Here is a 15538-nt window from a genome sequence, read left to right as displayed (position 1 = left end):
CGGACCACGCGTTCTCTTTCTTGAGTTTAGAGCGCGATCAGCCCGGCGGCGGCAGCGCGCCGGGGCGGCCCTCCCGGGCAAGGCGCAGCACCACCTCTGCTGCGCGGGCGCTGGGGCTGGGGCCGGCGATGCCGAAGATGTCGTCGAAACTGGCAAACGCCGCCTCCTGCCGCTGCCGCGCCGGGCTGTCCTCCAGCAGGTCGCAGAGGGCGCCGGTGAGCGCCGGCACCGTGCAGTATTCCTGAAGGAACTCCGGGACCACGTTTTCCCCCGCCACCAGATTGGCGAGAATCACCGTCGTGCCCTTCAACACACGCCGGCCGATCTGAGCCTCCAGCCAGCCGATGCGGTAGGCGGCGACATGGGGAATGCCGGCAAGCGCCAGTTCCAGCGTCACCGTGCCGGATGCCGCAAGGGCGGCGTGGGCCGAGCGGAAGGCGGCGAGCTTTTCCGCCTCGCCGGTCACGATCCGCGGCTTCAGCGACCAGTGGGCGATGGTCTCTCGCACCAGCCCCTCCAGACGCGGCAGGGTGGGCAGAACCAACTCCATCTCATGGACGCGGCCGACCTCGGCCAGCGCTGCGCCGAAATCCGCGCCGATGCGCGAAATCTCCCGCCGCCGGCTTCCGGGCAGCACCAGCACCAGCGGCGGCTTGGCCCGGCGCCGTTCGGCCTCGGCGGGCGACGGCCTCAGTTCGCCGAGCCGCTGAAGGAGGGGATGGCCGACATAGACGGTGGGCGGCCCGCCCAGCCTGCGGTGAACCTCCGGCTCGAAGGGCAGCAGCGCAAGCAGCGCGTCCACATAGGGCCGCATGGCTGCGGCGCGGCCGGATCGCCAGATCCAGACCGTCGGCGAGACATATTTGACGATGGGAATATTCGGGTTGCGTGCCCGCACCCGCGCGGCCACACGATGGGTGAAGTCGGGCGCATCCACCAGCACCAGCACGTCCGGCGGATCGGCGAGCACCGCCTCCACCGTCTCCTTGAGGCGCCGGAGGATCGTAGGCAGCTTGCCAACCACGGCCGCGATGCCGATGGCCGTGAGATCGTCCATGGGATAGAGGCTTTCGAGCCCCGATGCCGCCATGCGCCGCCCGCCTACACCCCGGAAGGAGGCCCCCGGCGCGCGCGCGGCCAGCGCCTCCATCAGCGCGCCGCCCAGTTGGTCGCCCGATTCCTCGCCCGCGACGATGAACACGTTCGGCGCGCGGCTGGCCTCCCGTGCGTTCACGTGCCGCCCCCTCCGATGCCGGCAACGAACAGGCCGGCCACATCAGCCGCCTCCACCAGCGCCTGCGCATCGGGCACGATCGCGCCCCCCGCCTCGAAGGCGATGCCGGCCAGGCCCACCTCCGCAGCGCGCGTCACCGTCTGCGGGCCAAGGGACGGCAGGTCCACCCGCCGATCCTGGCCGGGCTTCGGCGCCTTCACCAGCACGCCGTTGCCGGCGGCAAAACGCAGCCGGCCGGAACGGCGCATCTCGCCATAGCGCGCCAGCATCTGGTCCGTCCCCTCGGCTGCCTCCACGGCCGCAACGAGCCCGTCCACCACGATCACCCCCTGCCCCACATCGAACGGCCCGAGGGCGCGGATGACGTCGAGCCCGCGCGCGATGTCCGCCTGCTGGGCTGCGCTGGGCGCGTGCGCGCCGAGCACGCCCTGAGGCAGCAAGAGGCGTGGTGCGACTTCGTGCGCGCCGACCAAGGTGAAACCCTGCTCGGCCACCAGCCCCAGCACGCCGGACAAGAGGTGGTTGTCCCCGCCCCGGAACAGACGGGCGATGCGCGGCAGCAGCCGCAGCATGGTGAAATCAAATCCAAGGTCGCGCAGGCGTGGGCGCGTGAGGGCGCCCACCATCACCACCTCGCGCACCCCGCGCGCCCTGGCCCATGCGGTGACGGAGCCGAGCGAGCCGAGGCGGAACCAGCGGTGCGGCCAGCGCTCCAGCGCCGGATCGGCGAAGCCCTGAATGAGGAGCATCACCACCTCACGGCCGTCCGCCGCCGCAGCCTCCGCGACCGCCGCGGGAAAAGCCCCGCTGCCCGCGACGATCCCCAAGGACCCGTTGCCGAGTGGAGCGGGGCCGAGCGGGGCGGTGCCGCGCGCGGCCCCCGTGGCACGCCCCTGCCCGTCTTCCCCCGGCAGGCCCACGGCTCAATCCTCCTTGATGACGCCCCGCGCGGGATGGCAGATGGGGCGCTTGCGATCGGCATCGATGAAGGCCACGACGGCCGCCGCGAACGCCGATTCCTCCACCATCTGGCGCACCTTCTCGAGGCGCTGGTCAAACGTGCCATCGCCGAAGAAGAGGTCCCGATAAACCGCCCGGGCGGCATGCAAATCGGACTTGGTGAAGCCACGCCGCTTCATGCCCACCACGTTGAGGCCGACCAGCTTACCGGCCTGGCCCAGCACGTTGGCGAAGGGGATCACGTCCTCGCGCACACCGGTGAGCCCGGAAATCATGCACTGGGCACCGATACGGGTGAATTGGTGCACCGCGCACTGCCCGCCGAGAAAGGTGAAGTCGCCGACGCTCACATGGCCGCCGAGCACCGCATTGTTGGCGAAGATGACTCCGTTGCCGACGGTGCAGTCGTGGCCCACATGGGAGCCGGTCATCATCATCACGCCGTTGCCAATCCGCGTGATGCCGCCGCCGCCCACCGTGCCGGTGCTTGCGGTGGCATGCTCGCGCAACATGCAGTCCGAGCCGATGACGAGCTTCGTCGGTTCGCCCTTGTAATGCACCGACTGGGGCGCTGAACCGAGCGAGGCGAAGGGGAAGACCTGGGTGCGGGCGCCGATGGTGGTGACGCCCTGGATGACCACGTGGGCGTGCAGCTTCACGCCCGCTTCGAGCACCACATCGGGACCGAGGATGGCATAGGGACCGATCTCGACATCATCCGCGAGCCCTGCCGGGTTCGCCACCCGGGCGGTGGGATCGATCTTCGCCACTAGCTGTTCTCCACGATCATCGCGCCGACCTTGGCCTCGGCGACCAGTTCGCCGCGCACCTTGGCCTCGCCGCGATACCACCACATGTTTCGCCGCCGGCTGATGCGGGTCATGTGGTATTCAAGCACGTCGCCCGGCACCACGGGGCGGCGGAACTTCGCCTCGTCGATGGTCATGAAATAGACCAGCGCGGGCTTCTCCTTGTTTTCCTTGCCCAGTACGCAGACGACACCCGCCGTCTGCGCCATGCCCTCAATGATGAGCACGCCGGGCATCACCGGATTGCCCGGGAAGTGGCCAAGGAAGTGCGGCTCGTTGGCGGTGACGTTCTTCACGCCGATGCAGGAGAGATCACCGTCGATCTGCTCGACGCGATCCACCATCAGGATGGGATAGCGGTGCGGCAGGCATGCGAGCACCTTCTGGATGTCCGCGCTGCCGAGCACCTTCGGAGCTTCGGCGGGGGACGCACCGGCCTCGCCGGCTGCGCGCGTGGTGTCGTTCATTCCTGCGGTCCTTCCCCTTCCTCGTCGTCCTTGCCCCTTCGGGCGCTGGCCGCGGCGATGCGCTTGAGCGTCGCCACCTCCCGGAACCACTCCCGCACGGGCTTCGCCGGCGAGCCGCCCCAACGCACGCCGGGGGGCACGTCGCCCTTCACATTGCTGGAGGCGGCGATCTGCGCGCCGGTGCCGATGGTGACATGGCCCACCACACCCACCTGCCCGCCGAGCATCACGAAATCGCCCAGCGTAGTCGAACCCGAAATGCCGGTCTGGGACACGACGATGCAATGACGGCCGATCACCACGTTGTGGGCAATCTGCACCAGATTGTCGATCTTGCTGCCCTCGCCGATGACAGTGTCGGTGATGGCGCCGCGATCGATGGTGGTGTTGGCGCCGATCTCGGCATTGTCCTGAACCACCACACGGCCGAGCTGCGGCACCTTCACATGGCCCGCCGGGCTCGGCTGGTAGCCGAAGCCGTCGGAACCGATGCGGGCACCGGCGTGAATGATGACACCGTTGCCGAGGTAGGCGTGGATCACGCTGGCACCGGGTCCGACGGCGCAGTTGCGCCCGATGCGCACATTCGGCCCGATGATCGCGCCGGCGCAGATGACCGTGCCGGCGCCGATCTCCGCGCCGGGGCCGATGACGGCGCCTGGATCCACGGTCACCCCATCCTCGAGCCGTGCCTTGGGATGGACCTGCGCGCCGGGCGCGACACCCTCATGGCCGAAGATGGGCAGCGGCCGGAGCGCTGCGGGGAACATGCGACGGGATACCGCGAGGAAGGCAGCGGCCGGGCGCGCCGCGATCAGCAGCGGCAGGCCGGGCGGAGCCTTGGGCGCGAAACGCTCGGATGTGATGAGCGCGCCGGCGCGAACATTTCCGAGTTTCTCGGCAAACAGAAAGGAATCGCAGAAGGCGAGTTCGTCCGGTCCGGCGGTTTCAAGCGTCCCGAGGCCCATAATGCGGCGCGCACCGAACGCGGCCGCCTCCTCCGGACCGGACGCGACGAGCCGCGCGCCGGAGACGGAGGCGACTTCCGCAAGAGTCATGGGCTCCGGAAGGGGGAAGAACAGGTCGTGACTCATGACGGATACGGCCCCGGCGCCGGATGACGAAACAGGCGATTCACGGACGAGGCGCGCAGCCCTCAACCTTGCCCCGGCGGGAGCAGGATGTCCGTGGGCAAGCCGCCCCCAGGCGCCAGCAGGCCCACCGCGGACTTTCTCTTCGGGACCGGGCTCGCCGAGACCCTGCCGTTCCACCCACACGACCCCGGCACCTTCAAGGCCCGGCATGAACGAAAGCCGCGAGAAGAAGGGGTCTCGGAAGGTACAGACGCCTGTTGAGAAAACCACGCGGTGGAAAGCCGGTGCGTGAACGCGAAATGCGCCCCTCCCATAACGAGACTGCCTCCCCGATGCAATGCACCGGGGAGGCAGTCTCGAAGTGAGGTTTCTGACTGGAACCGCTGGATCAGAAACGGGTACCGCCGGAGAAGCGGAACGCCTGGGTCTGGTCGTAGGTCGCCTGAGAAAGCACCCAGGCATAGTCGAAGCGCAACGGACCGAACGGCGACTGCCAGATCAAGCTGACGCCCACCGAAGAGCGAACCGCGTTGTCGTCATTCACGCAGACGTTGTTGTAGCCCCAGGTCTTGGACGACGGGATGGTCGAGCAGTTCACCAGGTTCGGATTGCCATAGAAGTTGTCCTTGTCCCAACCGTACACGCCCGGGAACTTCGTCGGTCCACCGTAGTCGAACAGCGACCCGGCGTCGGCGAAGATCGCGCCCTTCATGCCGATATCCTTGGGCAGGAAGGCAAAGGGGAACTGAATTTCCGCCGAAACACCCCAGTAGGTCGTGCCGCCGAGCGCGTTCAGCTCGTTATTGGCGCAGTTGTAAATGAGGGGCGAGCCCTTGTTGGACGCCGCACAGGGCGCGAGGTCGCGGGGACCGATGCCCGACGGCGCGAAGCCGCGGACGAGGTTCGGCCCCATGTAGAAGTTGTCGAGCACGTCGAGGCTGTCATCGCCCCACGACGAGACGTAACCAGCCTGAGCGCGAAGGATAAGCACGCTGTCTCCAGGCAGGGGCGTGTAGTGGCGGACGTCACCCGTGGTGCGGATGAAGTTCACGTCACCGCCGAGGCCGGCCATATCCTGCTTCAGCTCGGCATAGATGCCCTGGGTCGGGTTCACATTGTTGTCGAGGGAATTGAACGACAGAGTGTAGCCGAGAGCCGAAGTGATGGTGGCACCCTGCGCAGCCGCATCTCGAATGGCCCACGAGATCGAGGACGCGCAATAGTTGTAGTACTCATAGGTCGCGGTGTAGTCGTCGCAGAGATTGATCTCGCGCTGGTAGAGATTGTAGCGCAGCGCGAGCGTCACCTCGTCGGTGATGGGCAGGCCGAAGCGCAGGCCACCGCCGATCATGGTGGTGCCATAGGGCGTGTAGCTCGTGGTCTGCGTCTCTTTCCAGTAGAGATCGAAACCAGCCGCGAGGCGATAGCCGAGGAAGTAGGGCTCGGTGAAGGAGAACTCGGCGCCCTGGGCATTCTGGCCCAGCGTTCCCGACACCTTCACGTACTGGCCACGGCCGAGGAAGTTCTTCTCTCCCAGCGACACCTCGCCGATGATGCCGTCCGAGGTCGAGTAGCCGCCGGAGATGGAGAACTCACCCGTGGGCTGGTCTTCCACATCCACCGCGAGGATCACGCGGTCGGGCGCGGAGCCCGGCTCGGTGGTGATCTTCACGTTCTTGAAGTAGCCGAGGTTCCGCAGCCGGCGCTCGGCCCGATCGACCAGCACGCGGTTGTAGGCGTCACCCTCGCCGATATCGAACTCGCGACGGATCACATAGTCGCGGGTGCGGGTGTTGCCGCGGATCTCGATGCGCTCGATGTAGACCCGCGGGCCTTCCTCAAGCACGAACACCACGTTGATGATCTTTGCCTGGAAGTCGCGGTCGCCGCGCGGACGCACCTGGGCGAAGGCGTAGCCGGACTTGGACGCCTCGATGGTCAGGTTCTCGACCGACTTCTCGACGAGCTCGGCGTTGTAGATCTGGCCATCCTGGGCCCGCACGACGCGCTTCAGGGAGTCGCCCGGCAGATCGCGGATGTTCGAGACCACATCCACCTTGCCGAAGCGATACTGGTCGCCTTCATCCAGGGTGAAGGTGAGGATGTAGCCGCCGCCGGCCGGATCGAGCTCGGCGGTCGCGCCGATGATGCGGAAGTCGGCATAGCCGTTCTTCAGGTAGAAGCGGCGCAGCAGTTCCTGGTCCGAGTTCACGCGGTCCGGATCATAGGCGTCGGTGGACTTCAGGAACGACAGCCAGTTGGTCTGGGTCGTGGAGATGACGTCCTTCAGCTTCCAGTCCGAGAAGGCCTTGTTGCCGACGAACTTGATGTCCTTGATGCCGGTCTTGTCGCCTTCCTTGATCTCGAAGACGAGGTCCACGCGACCGTTGCCGCGGTCGATGGTGACCGGGTTGACGCGCACGTCGCTGCGGCCGGAGCGGCGATAGATCTCGATGATGCGCTGGGTGTCCGCCTGCACGGTGGACTTGTTGAACGGCGCGCGGGGCTTGGACTGAACCTCGCCCTCGAGCACCTCGTCCTTGATCTTCTTGTTGCCCTCGAAGACGACGCGGTTGATCACCTCGTTCTCGGACACGCGCACGATGATGCGCCCGCCGGACTGGTTGACCTGCACGTCGGAGAACAGGCCGGTCGCATAAAGCGCCTTCCAGGCCTCGTCGATCTTTGCAGCCGTATAGGGACCGGAGCCGAAATAGGAGCGGATGGTATCCGCATCCACACGGCGGTTGCCCTCAACCACGATGGAGCTGGACTGGGCTGCGGCGGGGGACGCCACAACGAGAGAACCGGCAACCGACCCCGCCGCAATCATCGCGGAGAGACCAAAGGCGGCGGCCAGATTTCTCAGAACCCGGAGCGGAGCAGTCATATGGTGCGCAACCTTGAAATATCGTTGTTCTCGAACCCGCCGCCCTTACCGGACAAGCGCCCGGACACAGGGACGGATTCTCACCCTGCGCTGCCGCTTGTACAGTCTTTTACCGCAGGTGCAAACCGAGCGGCGGCCGAAGACTGCCCTTTTCCGGAGACCGTTGCCCGCTCGCCACGACCCCGGTGCGGCAAATCAAAATCCCTTACATCGCAGCAATATGCAGCACGTCGTTCCAGGTGGCGAAGATCATCAGCATCAGCACCAGCGCGAGGCCGATGCGGAAGCCGATGTCCTGCGTCCGGGCACTCAGCGGGCGGCCACGGATCGCCTCGAAAGCGTAGAACAGAAGGTGGCCGCCATCCAACAGCGGGATGGGAAAGAGGTTAAGCAATCCGATAGAGACGGACAGCACCGCCGCCAGGGATAGAAGTGCTCCGATACCAAACGTCGCGACCTGCCCGGACACCTGGGCGATGCGGATGGGTCCGCCGAGCTGGTCGGCCGACTCGCGCCCGGCCACGAGGCCTCCGAGGTAATCGAAGGTGCGGGCCACCACGAACCAGGTCTCCTGCACACCCATGCCGATGGCCTCGACCGGGCCGAAGCGCTGGGTCGTCACATCGCCTGCCGCGAGCGAGCGGGAGATTCCGAGAAGCCCGGTGCGGTGCGTGTTGCCGAACGGGTCCTTGACTTCCTTCAGCTCAGGCGTGGCCGTGAGAGTGACCTGCCGGTCGCCGCGCTCGACGGTGAACGCCAGCGGCTGGCCGGCGTGGGAGCCGACGATGCGCTGCATGTCGGAGAAGCTCGTCACCTTGGCGCCGTCGATCTCCACCACCAGGTCGCCGGGCTTGAAGCCGGCCACGTCCGCGGCGCTGCCGGGATTGATCTGATCCACGCGCGGCGCCGTCACCTGCTTGCCGAACACCATGAAGACGATGGCGAAGATGGCGATGGCCAGCAGAAAATTGGCGATGGGGCCCGCCGCGACGATGGCCGCGCGCCACGCCACCGGCTTGTAGAAGAAGCTCTCGCTGCGCTCGGCGGCCGACATCTGCGACAGGCGGGCGGCATCCGGGGTGGAGGCAGCGTCCTCGTCGCCGAAGAATCGCACATATCCGCCGAGCGGCACCGCGGCGATGCGCCAGCGGGTGCCGTGCCGGTCGTTGAAGCCGGCGATCTCGGGCCCGAAGCCCAGGGAGAAGGTCATCACCCGAACGCCGGCCCGGCGCGCGACCCAGAAGTGCCCCAGCTCGTGGAAGAACACCACGATCGTCAGGACGAACAGGAAGGGGATGACATAACCGAGGAGAGTGGAGGACAGCGTGCCAAGGTTCGCACCGAGACCGGAAATCACATCCATCATCCGTTCCTCTTCTCGCGGCCACCCGCGGGGGTGGCCAAACCTACACACTTATCGCGCGCTCGCCAGCCTCGGTGCACCGGAGCCGCGCGACGGAAACTGCTCTTAGGATGCCTTTGCGGCAAACTTGGGCAGAAGTCCGGTTGCCGTTCTGCGCGCAAGCTGGTCGGCGTCCAACGCCTCGGCGATGCTCGCCGGTGCCGGACCACCGTTGATGCGGTCGAGGGTCGCGGCCACGATATCGGTGATGCCGTAGAAGCCGATCCGCCCCTCCAGGAAGGCCGCGACGGCGATCTCATTCGCCGCATTGAGGATGGTGGCTGCGACGCCGCCCTGCTTCAGCACCTCATGGGCGAGGCCGAGGGCGGGGAAGCGCGCGAGGTCCGGCGCTTCGAAGCTCAGTCGGCCGAGCGCCACGAGATCGAGCTTGCGGCAGGAGGTGGCCACCCGTTCGGGGTAGGCGAGGCAATGGGCGATGGGCACGCACATGTCCGGAAGCGCCAGTCCGGCAGTCACCGAGCCGTCGATGAAGGAGACAAGGCCGTGCACCACCGACTCGGCATGGACCACGGCGTCCAGCTGGTCGGCGGATACCCCGAACAGGTGCTGGGCCTCGATCAGCTCCAGCCCCTTGTTCATGAGCGTCGCGGAATCGATGGTGACCTTCGCGCCCATGTTCCAGTTGGGATGCTTCAGCGCATCCTGCGGCAAAGCGCGGGCGATCTCCTCCCGGCTCTTGAGCCGGAACGGGCCGCCGGAGGCCGTGAGCGTGATCTTCTCCACCGCCTTGTGGGGACCGGCCGAGAGCGCCTGGAAGATGGCGTTGTGCTCGGAATCCACGGGCAGGATCTCGGTGTCGAGCCGGGCCGCCTCGGCCATGAAGAAGGCGCCAGCGGCGACGAGGCACTCCTTGTTGGCGAGCGCGACGCGACGGCCGGGCGCGAAGGCGGCGACCGTAGGGGCGAGCCCGGCGCAGCCGACGATGGCGCTCACCACCACGTCCGTGTCGCGGCGCGCGGCCTCCAGCACCGCCTCGGGTCCGGCGCCGCTCTCGATGCCGCTACCGGCGAGGGCCTCCTTCAACGCGGCGCCCCCGGCGGGGTCGGCCAGCGCCGCGAAGCGGGCGCCGAGGGCGCGCGCTGTCTCGGCCAGGGCCGCGGCATCGCGCCCGCCGGCCACGGCCTCGACCTCATAAAGGCCGGGCGCATCCGCCAGAACCTTGCGGACGCTGTGACCGATGGAGCCCGTGGCCCCGAGCACGGAGAGACGTTTCATGGGAGCGTCCTACCACAAAAGCAGACCGGCCGCCGGGTCGCCCGCATTGCGCAGCACCGCGGCGACGACCGCCACCAGCGCGGCCGCGGCGAAGCCGTCAAGCCGGTCGAGCAGGCCGCCATGGCCGGGAATGAGCCGGCTCGCATCCTTCACGCCGAACAGGCGCTTGACCGCCGATTCCGCGAGGTCGCCGGCCTGGCTGACGATGCTGAGCAGGAGGGAGAGGCCGGCGAGCGGCAGCAGGGCCGGCGCGCCGGACGCGTAGGCGACCGCGAGGCCGCAGAGGGTTCCAAGAAGCGTTCCGCCGATGGCGCCTGACCACGTCTTGTTCGGCGACACCCGTGGCCACAGCTTCGGCCCGCCAAGGGCGCGGCCGGTGAAATAGGCGAAGATGTCAGTAGCCCAGACGATGGCGCACAGATAGAGCACGGCCGAAAGGCCCAGCGGCGAGGTGCCGCGCAGGACCACCACGGGGAGCGCCGCGCTGGCCGCCGCCAACACGCCGGCCAGCGCCCAGGCGCTTTGCCGCGGCACGGCAAGGGTGCAGGCGGCGGCGCTGAGCACGGCCGCGCTGAAGGCCCAAGTGGGATCGGACGTCACCGCCAGCACGCCGCCGGCCACAAGGCCGAGGCCGCCGAGGCCAAGATAGACCGGGCGATGATCGAGCCGCGCGATGACAGCCCATTCGTTCAGGACAAGCAGCCCGGCAACCACCCAGAGAATGGCGAAGGGGATACCGCCGAACCACGCCGTGGCGAGCACCACCGGCACGAGGACGAGGGCGGACAGGGTGCGATTGCCGAGGTCTGAGCCGAAATGCACGAGGGTCAGGGTCCGGTGCGGGGCGTCACGCCGCCGAACCGCCGGTCGCGCCGGGCAAATTCGTCGATGGCCGCGAGGAGGGCGGCCTTGTCGAAGTCAGGCCAGTAGATGGGCAGGAACACAAACTCGGAATAGGCGGCCTGCCACAGCAGGAAATTCGACAGCCGCTGCTCACCGGAGGTGCGCACGATGAGGTCAGGATCGGGGATGCCGGCGGTTTCGAGCCGCTGGGAGATCATCTCCACGTCCACGTCCTCGGGCTTCACCCGCCCGGCCGCCACATCCGCCGCGATGCGCGCGACGGCCGAGGCGATCTCCTGGCGCGCGCCATAGTTGAAGGCAACCACCAGCGTGAGGCCGGTATTGTCGCAGGTCAGCGCTTCGGCATCGTCGAGCAGCTGGCGGATGTCGGGGGCAAGGCCGGCCCGCTCCCCGATCACCTTCACCCGCACGTTGCCGGAATGCAGCTCGGCGAGATCGTGACGCAGGAAGAACTTGAGCAGCCGCATCAGCTCCGTCACCTCGCTGACGGGGCGCGACCAATTCTCCGCGGAGAAGCTGTAGATGGTGAGGAAGCGGATGCCGATCTCGCGCGCGGCCCGCACGCAGCGGCGCAGCGCCTCGACGCCGCGGCGATGTCCCTCCACGCGCGGCAGCTTGCGGGACGTCGCCCAGCGGCCGTTGCCGTCCATGATGACGCCGACATGCACGGGAACGCATCGCGGCGCCGGTGCGGGCGTCGGCTGGCCACCCGCCACGGGAACGGCGGGCGGCGTCCGGCCGGGTACGGCGGTCTCGCTCGCGGCACGCGCGGTCATGGCTTGCTCAGGGCTCACACCTTCGTCCTCAAACCGCGTTGGCTCTCAAACCGCGCCGGCCGACAGAAACTGGCCGGCCGCCCCTGCCCCGCCGCGTTGCCTGCACTCAGACGGAAAGGATTTCCTTTTCCTTCTGGGCGAGGGTCTGGTCGATCTCGGAGATGGTCTCGTCGGTCGCCTTCTGGACATCCTTCGAGAGGCGCTCCAGCTCATCGGACCCCATCTCGCTGTCCTTTTCCAGCTTCTTCAGCAGGTCCATCCCGTCGCGACGCACATGACGTACCGCGACCCGGGCGGCCTCGGCGTACTTGTGCGCAACCTTGACGAGCTCCTGGCGGCGCTCCTGGTTGAGTTCCGGGATGCGCAGGCGAAGAACCTGGCCCTCGGTCGCCGGATTGAGGCCGAGATTCGAATCGCGGATCGCCTTTTCCACGGCATTCACCATGCCGCGGTCCCACACCTGCACGGAGAGCATGCGGGCCTCGGGGACGGAGACGGTGGCCACCTGGTTCAGCGGCATCCGCGCGCCATAGGCCTCGATCGTGATCGGTTCGAGAAGGCTGGCCGAGGCGCGGCCGGTGCGCAGGCCGCCCAGTTCTTCCCTGAGCACGCCGACCGCGCCATGCATGCGGCGCTTGAGATCGGCCATGTCGAAGGTCCCGGTGGTCATGACTATCCTCTGTGTTCAAGATCGCGGGCAGGCTTCAATCGCACGGAAACGTTTCAGATTCCATGCGTCGGTGCGGCCCCGACAGGAAAGGCCCGGCGGGCGGTGACGGATCCGGGTGCCCGGAGACTGTCGCCGCGACAATCGGCATGGCAGCGCGACACGGCGATTCGGTGGCCGCGCAGCGCCCGCCCTCGCCGAGCCGGATCAGGGCGCGACGACGGTGACGCGCCCCTCGCCCATCGCCGCCGTGGCGATGGCGCCGGGCTCACGGATGGAAAACACGATTATCGGCAACGCCGCTTCGCGGGCAAGCGCGAACGCAGCCGCATCCATCACCTTGAGATCGCGGGAGAGCGCCTCGTCATGGGTGATGCGGTCGTAGCGCGTGGCCGAGGGATCGAGCTTGGGATCGGCGGAATAGACGCCATCCACATTGGTCGCCTTCAGCACAGCGTCGCAGTCCAGCTCGGCCGCGCGGAGCACGGCTCCGGTGTCGGTGGTGAAGTAGGGATTGCCCGTTCCGCCGGTGAGCACCACGATGCGGCCGCGCCGCAGGTGCCGCATGGCCGGCTGGCGGGCGTAGGGCTCGCACACCGTCGGCATGGGAATGGCGGAGAGCGTGCGCGCCGGGGCGCCGGCAGCCTCGATGGCCCGTTCCAGCGCCAGGCCGTTCATGACGGTGGCGAGCATGCCCATGTGGTCGGCGGTGGCGCGGTCGAGGTTCTCGTCCGCGACGCGCGCGCCACGCAGGATGTTGCCGCCGCCGACGACGACCGCCACCTCGCACCCCGCCGCACGGGCGGCGACGAGGTCACGGGCGATGCGGGCGACGGTGGGCGGATGCAGGCCGAAGGGCTCGGCGCCCATGAGCGCCTCGCCGGAGACCTTCACCAGGATGCGGGGATAAGGCAGTCCCGGCGCCGCGAAGGGCGCCGGGGGTTCGGGATAGTCCGAATCGTCGGAAATCGCGGTCATGGGAGCCCCCTCCCCGCCTGCGATCAGGACTGGCCGGCGGCGGCGGCCACCTCGGCCGCGAAGTCGGTCTCTTCCTTCTCGATGCCCTCGCCGAGCGCGTAGCGCACGAAGGCGGTGAGCTTGACCGGAGCGCCGACCTGGCCCTCGGCCTCCTTCAGCACCTGCGCGACGGACTTGGAGCCGTCATGCACGAAGGGCTGGTCGAGGAGGGTGTTCTCCTTGAAGAAGCTCTTCATGCCGCTTTCGGCGATCTTGTCCTGCACGTTGGCGGGCTTGCCCTGGTGCTTCTCGAGCAGGATGGCCTTCTCGCGGGCGATGGTGGCCTCGTCGATGCCGGAGGCGTCGAGCGCCAGCGGGTTGAGGGCCGCCACATGCATGGCGATCTGCCGGCCGAGGGTGGAGAGCTTCTCCACGTCGCCCTCGGACTCGAGCGCCACGAGCACGCCGATGCGGCCCTGGCCCTCGACCACGGCACCGTGCACGTAGGAGGCGATCACGCCCTTGGAGACCGTGAGCTTCACCGAACGGCGGAGCGTCATGTTCTCGCCGATGGTGGCGATGAGCGCCGTGAGGCGGTCGGCGACGGTGACGTCCTCGCCCGGAAACTTGGCGGCGGCGACGGCCTCCAGGGAGCCGTCCGTGTTGAGGGCGACCTTGGCCACCTCACGCACGAACGCCTGGAAGTCCGGGTTGCGCGCCACGAAGTCGGTCTCGGCATTCACCTCGACGGCGGCGGCGTAGTGGCCGGAGGACTCGACCGCAACCAGGCCCTCGGCGGCCACGCGGCCGGCCTTCTTGGCGGCCTTGGCGAGGCCCTTCTTGCGCAGCCAGTCGATGGCAGCCTCGACGTCGCCGTTCGTCTCGGTGAGCGCGGACTTGCAGTCCATCATGCCTGCGCCGGTCTTGTCGCGCAGTTCCTTCACGAGCCCGGCGGTGATCGCAGCCATGTTCAATCCCTTCTTCTCGCGCCACGGCCGGCCACGGTGCGCCCGAGCCGGCCGTGGGGGCGCGGTGCGCCCCATTACTCTCGATTCGTTTTCAGATCTGCGACAAGGTTGGTGACAGGTGTCACTCGACCTCGGCAGACAGCTCCTTGGCCTGGGCGATCCAGCCGTCGACACGGCCCGGCAGACCCACTTCCTCGCCGATGCGGTGCGCATCGGTGGCATCGAGACCGGCGATCTGGCCGAAGTGGAACACGCCGAGATCGTTGAGCTTCTGCTCGATCTCGGGGCTGACGCCGGTGAGCTTCTTCAGGTCGTCGGCGACGCCGCGCGGACCGGAGAGCGGCTCGAAGGACGACCACACGCTGGTCTCGACCGGCAGGTCCTCGACGAGGGGGGCCTCTTCGGCGCCCGTGTCGTAACCGAGGTCGCTGTGGCCACGGCCGATGCCGTCGATGGCGGCGCGGGCGATGAGGTCGCAATAGAGCTGGATGGCGCGGCCGGCGTCATCGTTGCCCGGGACCGGGAAAGCGATGCCGTCGGGATCGCAATTGGTGTCGAGGATGGCCGCCACCGGGATGCCGAGGCGCTGGGCTTCCTTGACCGCAATGTCTTCCTTGTTCGTGTCGATCACGAACAGCAGGTCCGGCAGGCCGCCCATGTCGCGGATGCCGCCGAGCGCCTTGTCCAGCTTCTCCTTTTCACGGGAGAGCGTCAGGCGCTCCTTCTTGGTGTAGCCGGAAGACGCCTCGGGGGCGGCCAGCATCTCCTCCAGCTTCTTCAGCCGGGCGATGGAGTTGGAGATGGTCTTCCAGTTGGTGAGCATGCCGCCGAGCCAGCGGGAATTCACATAATACTGGGCGGAGCGGCGGGCGGCGTCCGCCACCTGCTCCTGCGCCTGGCGCTTGGTGCCGACGAACAGCACGCGGCCGCCCTGGGCCACGGTGTCGGACACGGCCTGCAGGGCGCGGTGGAGCGCCGGCACGGTCTGCGACAGGTCGAGAATGTGGATGTTGTTGCGAACGCCGAAGATGTACGGAGCCATCTTGGGGTTCCAGCGGTGGGACTGATGTCCGAAGTGCACGCCAGCTTCGAGGAGCTGACGCATCGAATAGTCGGGAAGAGCCACTTGGTATTCTCCGGTTGAGCCTCCGCGGACGTACCTTCGCCAATGACGATAGGCACCGGATGGCCGATCTGGCCTGTGTCCGCGTGCG

The 15538-nt window shown here is 67.9% G+C and carries 14 protein-coding genes; all 14 read right to left on the bottom strand.

Going from position 1 to position 15538, the window contains the following annotated elements; genetic code table 11:
• Nucleotides 1-37: 37 nt before the first annotated feature.
• The 14 genes from lpxB to V5F63_RS10655 all read right to left on the bottom strand — a co-directional run bounded on the left by lpxB (nt 38) and on the right by V5F63_RS10655 (nt 15450).
• Nucleotides 38-1234 carry a lipid-A-disaccharide synthase gene (lpxB, locus tag V5F63_RS10720; RefSeq protein ID WP_394102649.1) on the bottom strand — a complete coding sequence of 399 codons (1197 nt, stop codon included), beginning with the start codon at nt 1232-1234 and terminating at the stop codon, nt 38-40.
• Nucleotides 1231-2154, bottom strand: a complete 924-nt coding sequence (locus V5F63_RS10715; protein WP_394102648.1) for an LpxI family protein — start codon at nt 2152-2154, stop codon at nt 1231-1233. The genes lpxB and V5F63_RS10715 overlap by 4 nt, the downstream gene beginning before the upstream one ends.
• Before the next feature lie 3 nt (nt 2155-2157).
• Nucleotides 2158-2964, bottom strand: coding sequence for an acyl-ACP--UDP-N-acetylglucosamine O-acyltransferase (gene lpxA, locus V5F63_RS10710; protein ID WP_394102647.1), 807 nt, complete (start codon nt 2962-2964; stop codon nt 2158-2160).
• Complete coding sequence (gene fabZ / locus V5F63_RS10705) at nt 2964-3470, bottom strand: 3-hydroxyacyl-ACP dehydratase FabZ (protein ID WP_209489019.1); 507 nt, start codon at nt 3468-3470, stop codon at nt 2964-2966. The genes lpxA and fabZ overlap by 1 nt, the downstream gene beginning before the upstream one ends.
• On the bottom strand, nt 3467-4564 hold the full coding sequence (lpxD, locus tag V5F63_RS10700; RefSeq protein ID WP_394102646.1) for a UDP-3-O-(3-hydroxymyristoyl)glucosamine N-acyltransferase: 1098 nt from the start codon (nt 4562-4564) through the stop codon (nt 3467-3469). The genes fabZ and lpxD overlap by 4 nt, the downstream gene beginning before the upstream one ends.
• Before the next feature lie 388 nt (nt 4565-4952).
• The gene (gene bamA / locus V5F63_RS10695) at nt 4953-7454 is read right to left on the bottom strand and encodes an outer membrane protein assembly factor BamA (RefSeq protein WP_209489017.1); all 2502 of its coding nucleotides are present in this window, start codon (nt 7452-7454) and stop codon (nt 4953-4955) included.
• A gap of 205 nt (nt 7455-7659) precedes the next feature.
• On the bottom strand, nt 7660-8817 hold the full coding sequence (gene rseP / locus V5F63_RS10690) for an RIP metalloprotease RseP (protein ID WP_209490475.1): 1158 nt from the start codon (nt 8815-8817) through the stop codon (nt 7660-7662).
• 105 nt (nt 8818-8922) lie between these two features.
• On the bottom strand, nt 8923-10092 hold the full coding sequence (gene dxr / locus V5F63_RS10685) for a 1-deoxy-D-xylulose-5-phosphate reductoisomerase (RefSeq protein ID WP_394102645.1): 1170 nt from the start codon (nt 10090-10092) through the stop codon (nt 8923-8925).
• A gap of 9 nt (nt 10093-10101) precedes the next feature.
• Nucleotides 10102-10914, bottom strand: coding sequence for a phosphatidate cytidylyltransferase (locus V5F63_RS10680; RefSeq protein ID WP_209489015.1), 813 nt, complete (start codon nt 10912-10914; stop codon nt 10102-10104).
• Nucleotides 10915-10919: 5 nt separating this feature from the next.
• A complete protein-coding gene (locus V5F63_RS10675; RefSeq protein WP_209489014.1) occupies nt 10920-11732 on the bottom strand; it encodes an isoprenyl transferase in 813 nt (270 codons plus the stop codon).
• A gap of 106 nt (nt 11733-11838) precedes the next feature.
• Nucleotides 11839-12402, bottom strand: a complete 564-nt coding sequence (gene frr, locus V5F63_RS10670; RefSeq protein WP_209489013.1) for a ribosome recycling factor — start codon at nt 12400-12402, stop codon at nt 11839-11841.
• Nucleotides 12403-12606: 204 nt separating this feature from the next.
• A complete protein-coding gene (gene pyrH, locus V5F63_RS10665; protein ID WP_024279301.1) occupies nt 12607-13377 on the bottom strand; it encodes a UMP kinase in 771 nt (256 codons plus the stop codon).
• A gap of 23 nt (nt 13378-13400) precedes the next feature.
• The gene (tsf, locus tag V5F63_RS10660; protein WP_024279302.1) at nt 13401-14324 is read right to left on the bottom strand and encodes a translation elongation factor Ts; all 924 of its coding nucleotides are present in this window, start codon (nt 14322-14324) and stop codon (nt 13401-13403) included.
• A gap of 121 nt (nt 14325-14445) precedes the next feature.
• Nucleotides 14446-15450 carry a 30S ribosomal protein S2 gene (locus V5F63_RS10655; RefSeq protein ID WP_209489012.1) on the bottom strand — a complete coding sequence of 335 codons (1005 nt, stop codon included), beginning with the start codon at nt 15448-15450 and terminating at the stop codon, nt 14446-14448.
• Nucleotides 15451-15538: the final 88 nt, after the last annotated feature.

Origin of the sequence: Xanthobacter wiegelii, assembly GCF_043193855.2 — a bacterium.
Taxonomy (GTDB): Bacteria; Pseudomonadota; Alphaproteobacteria; order Rhizobiales; family Xanthobacteraceae; genus Xanthobacter; species Xanthobacter flavus_A.
This window is presented reverse-complemented; position numbering and strand designations above follow the sequence as displayed.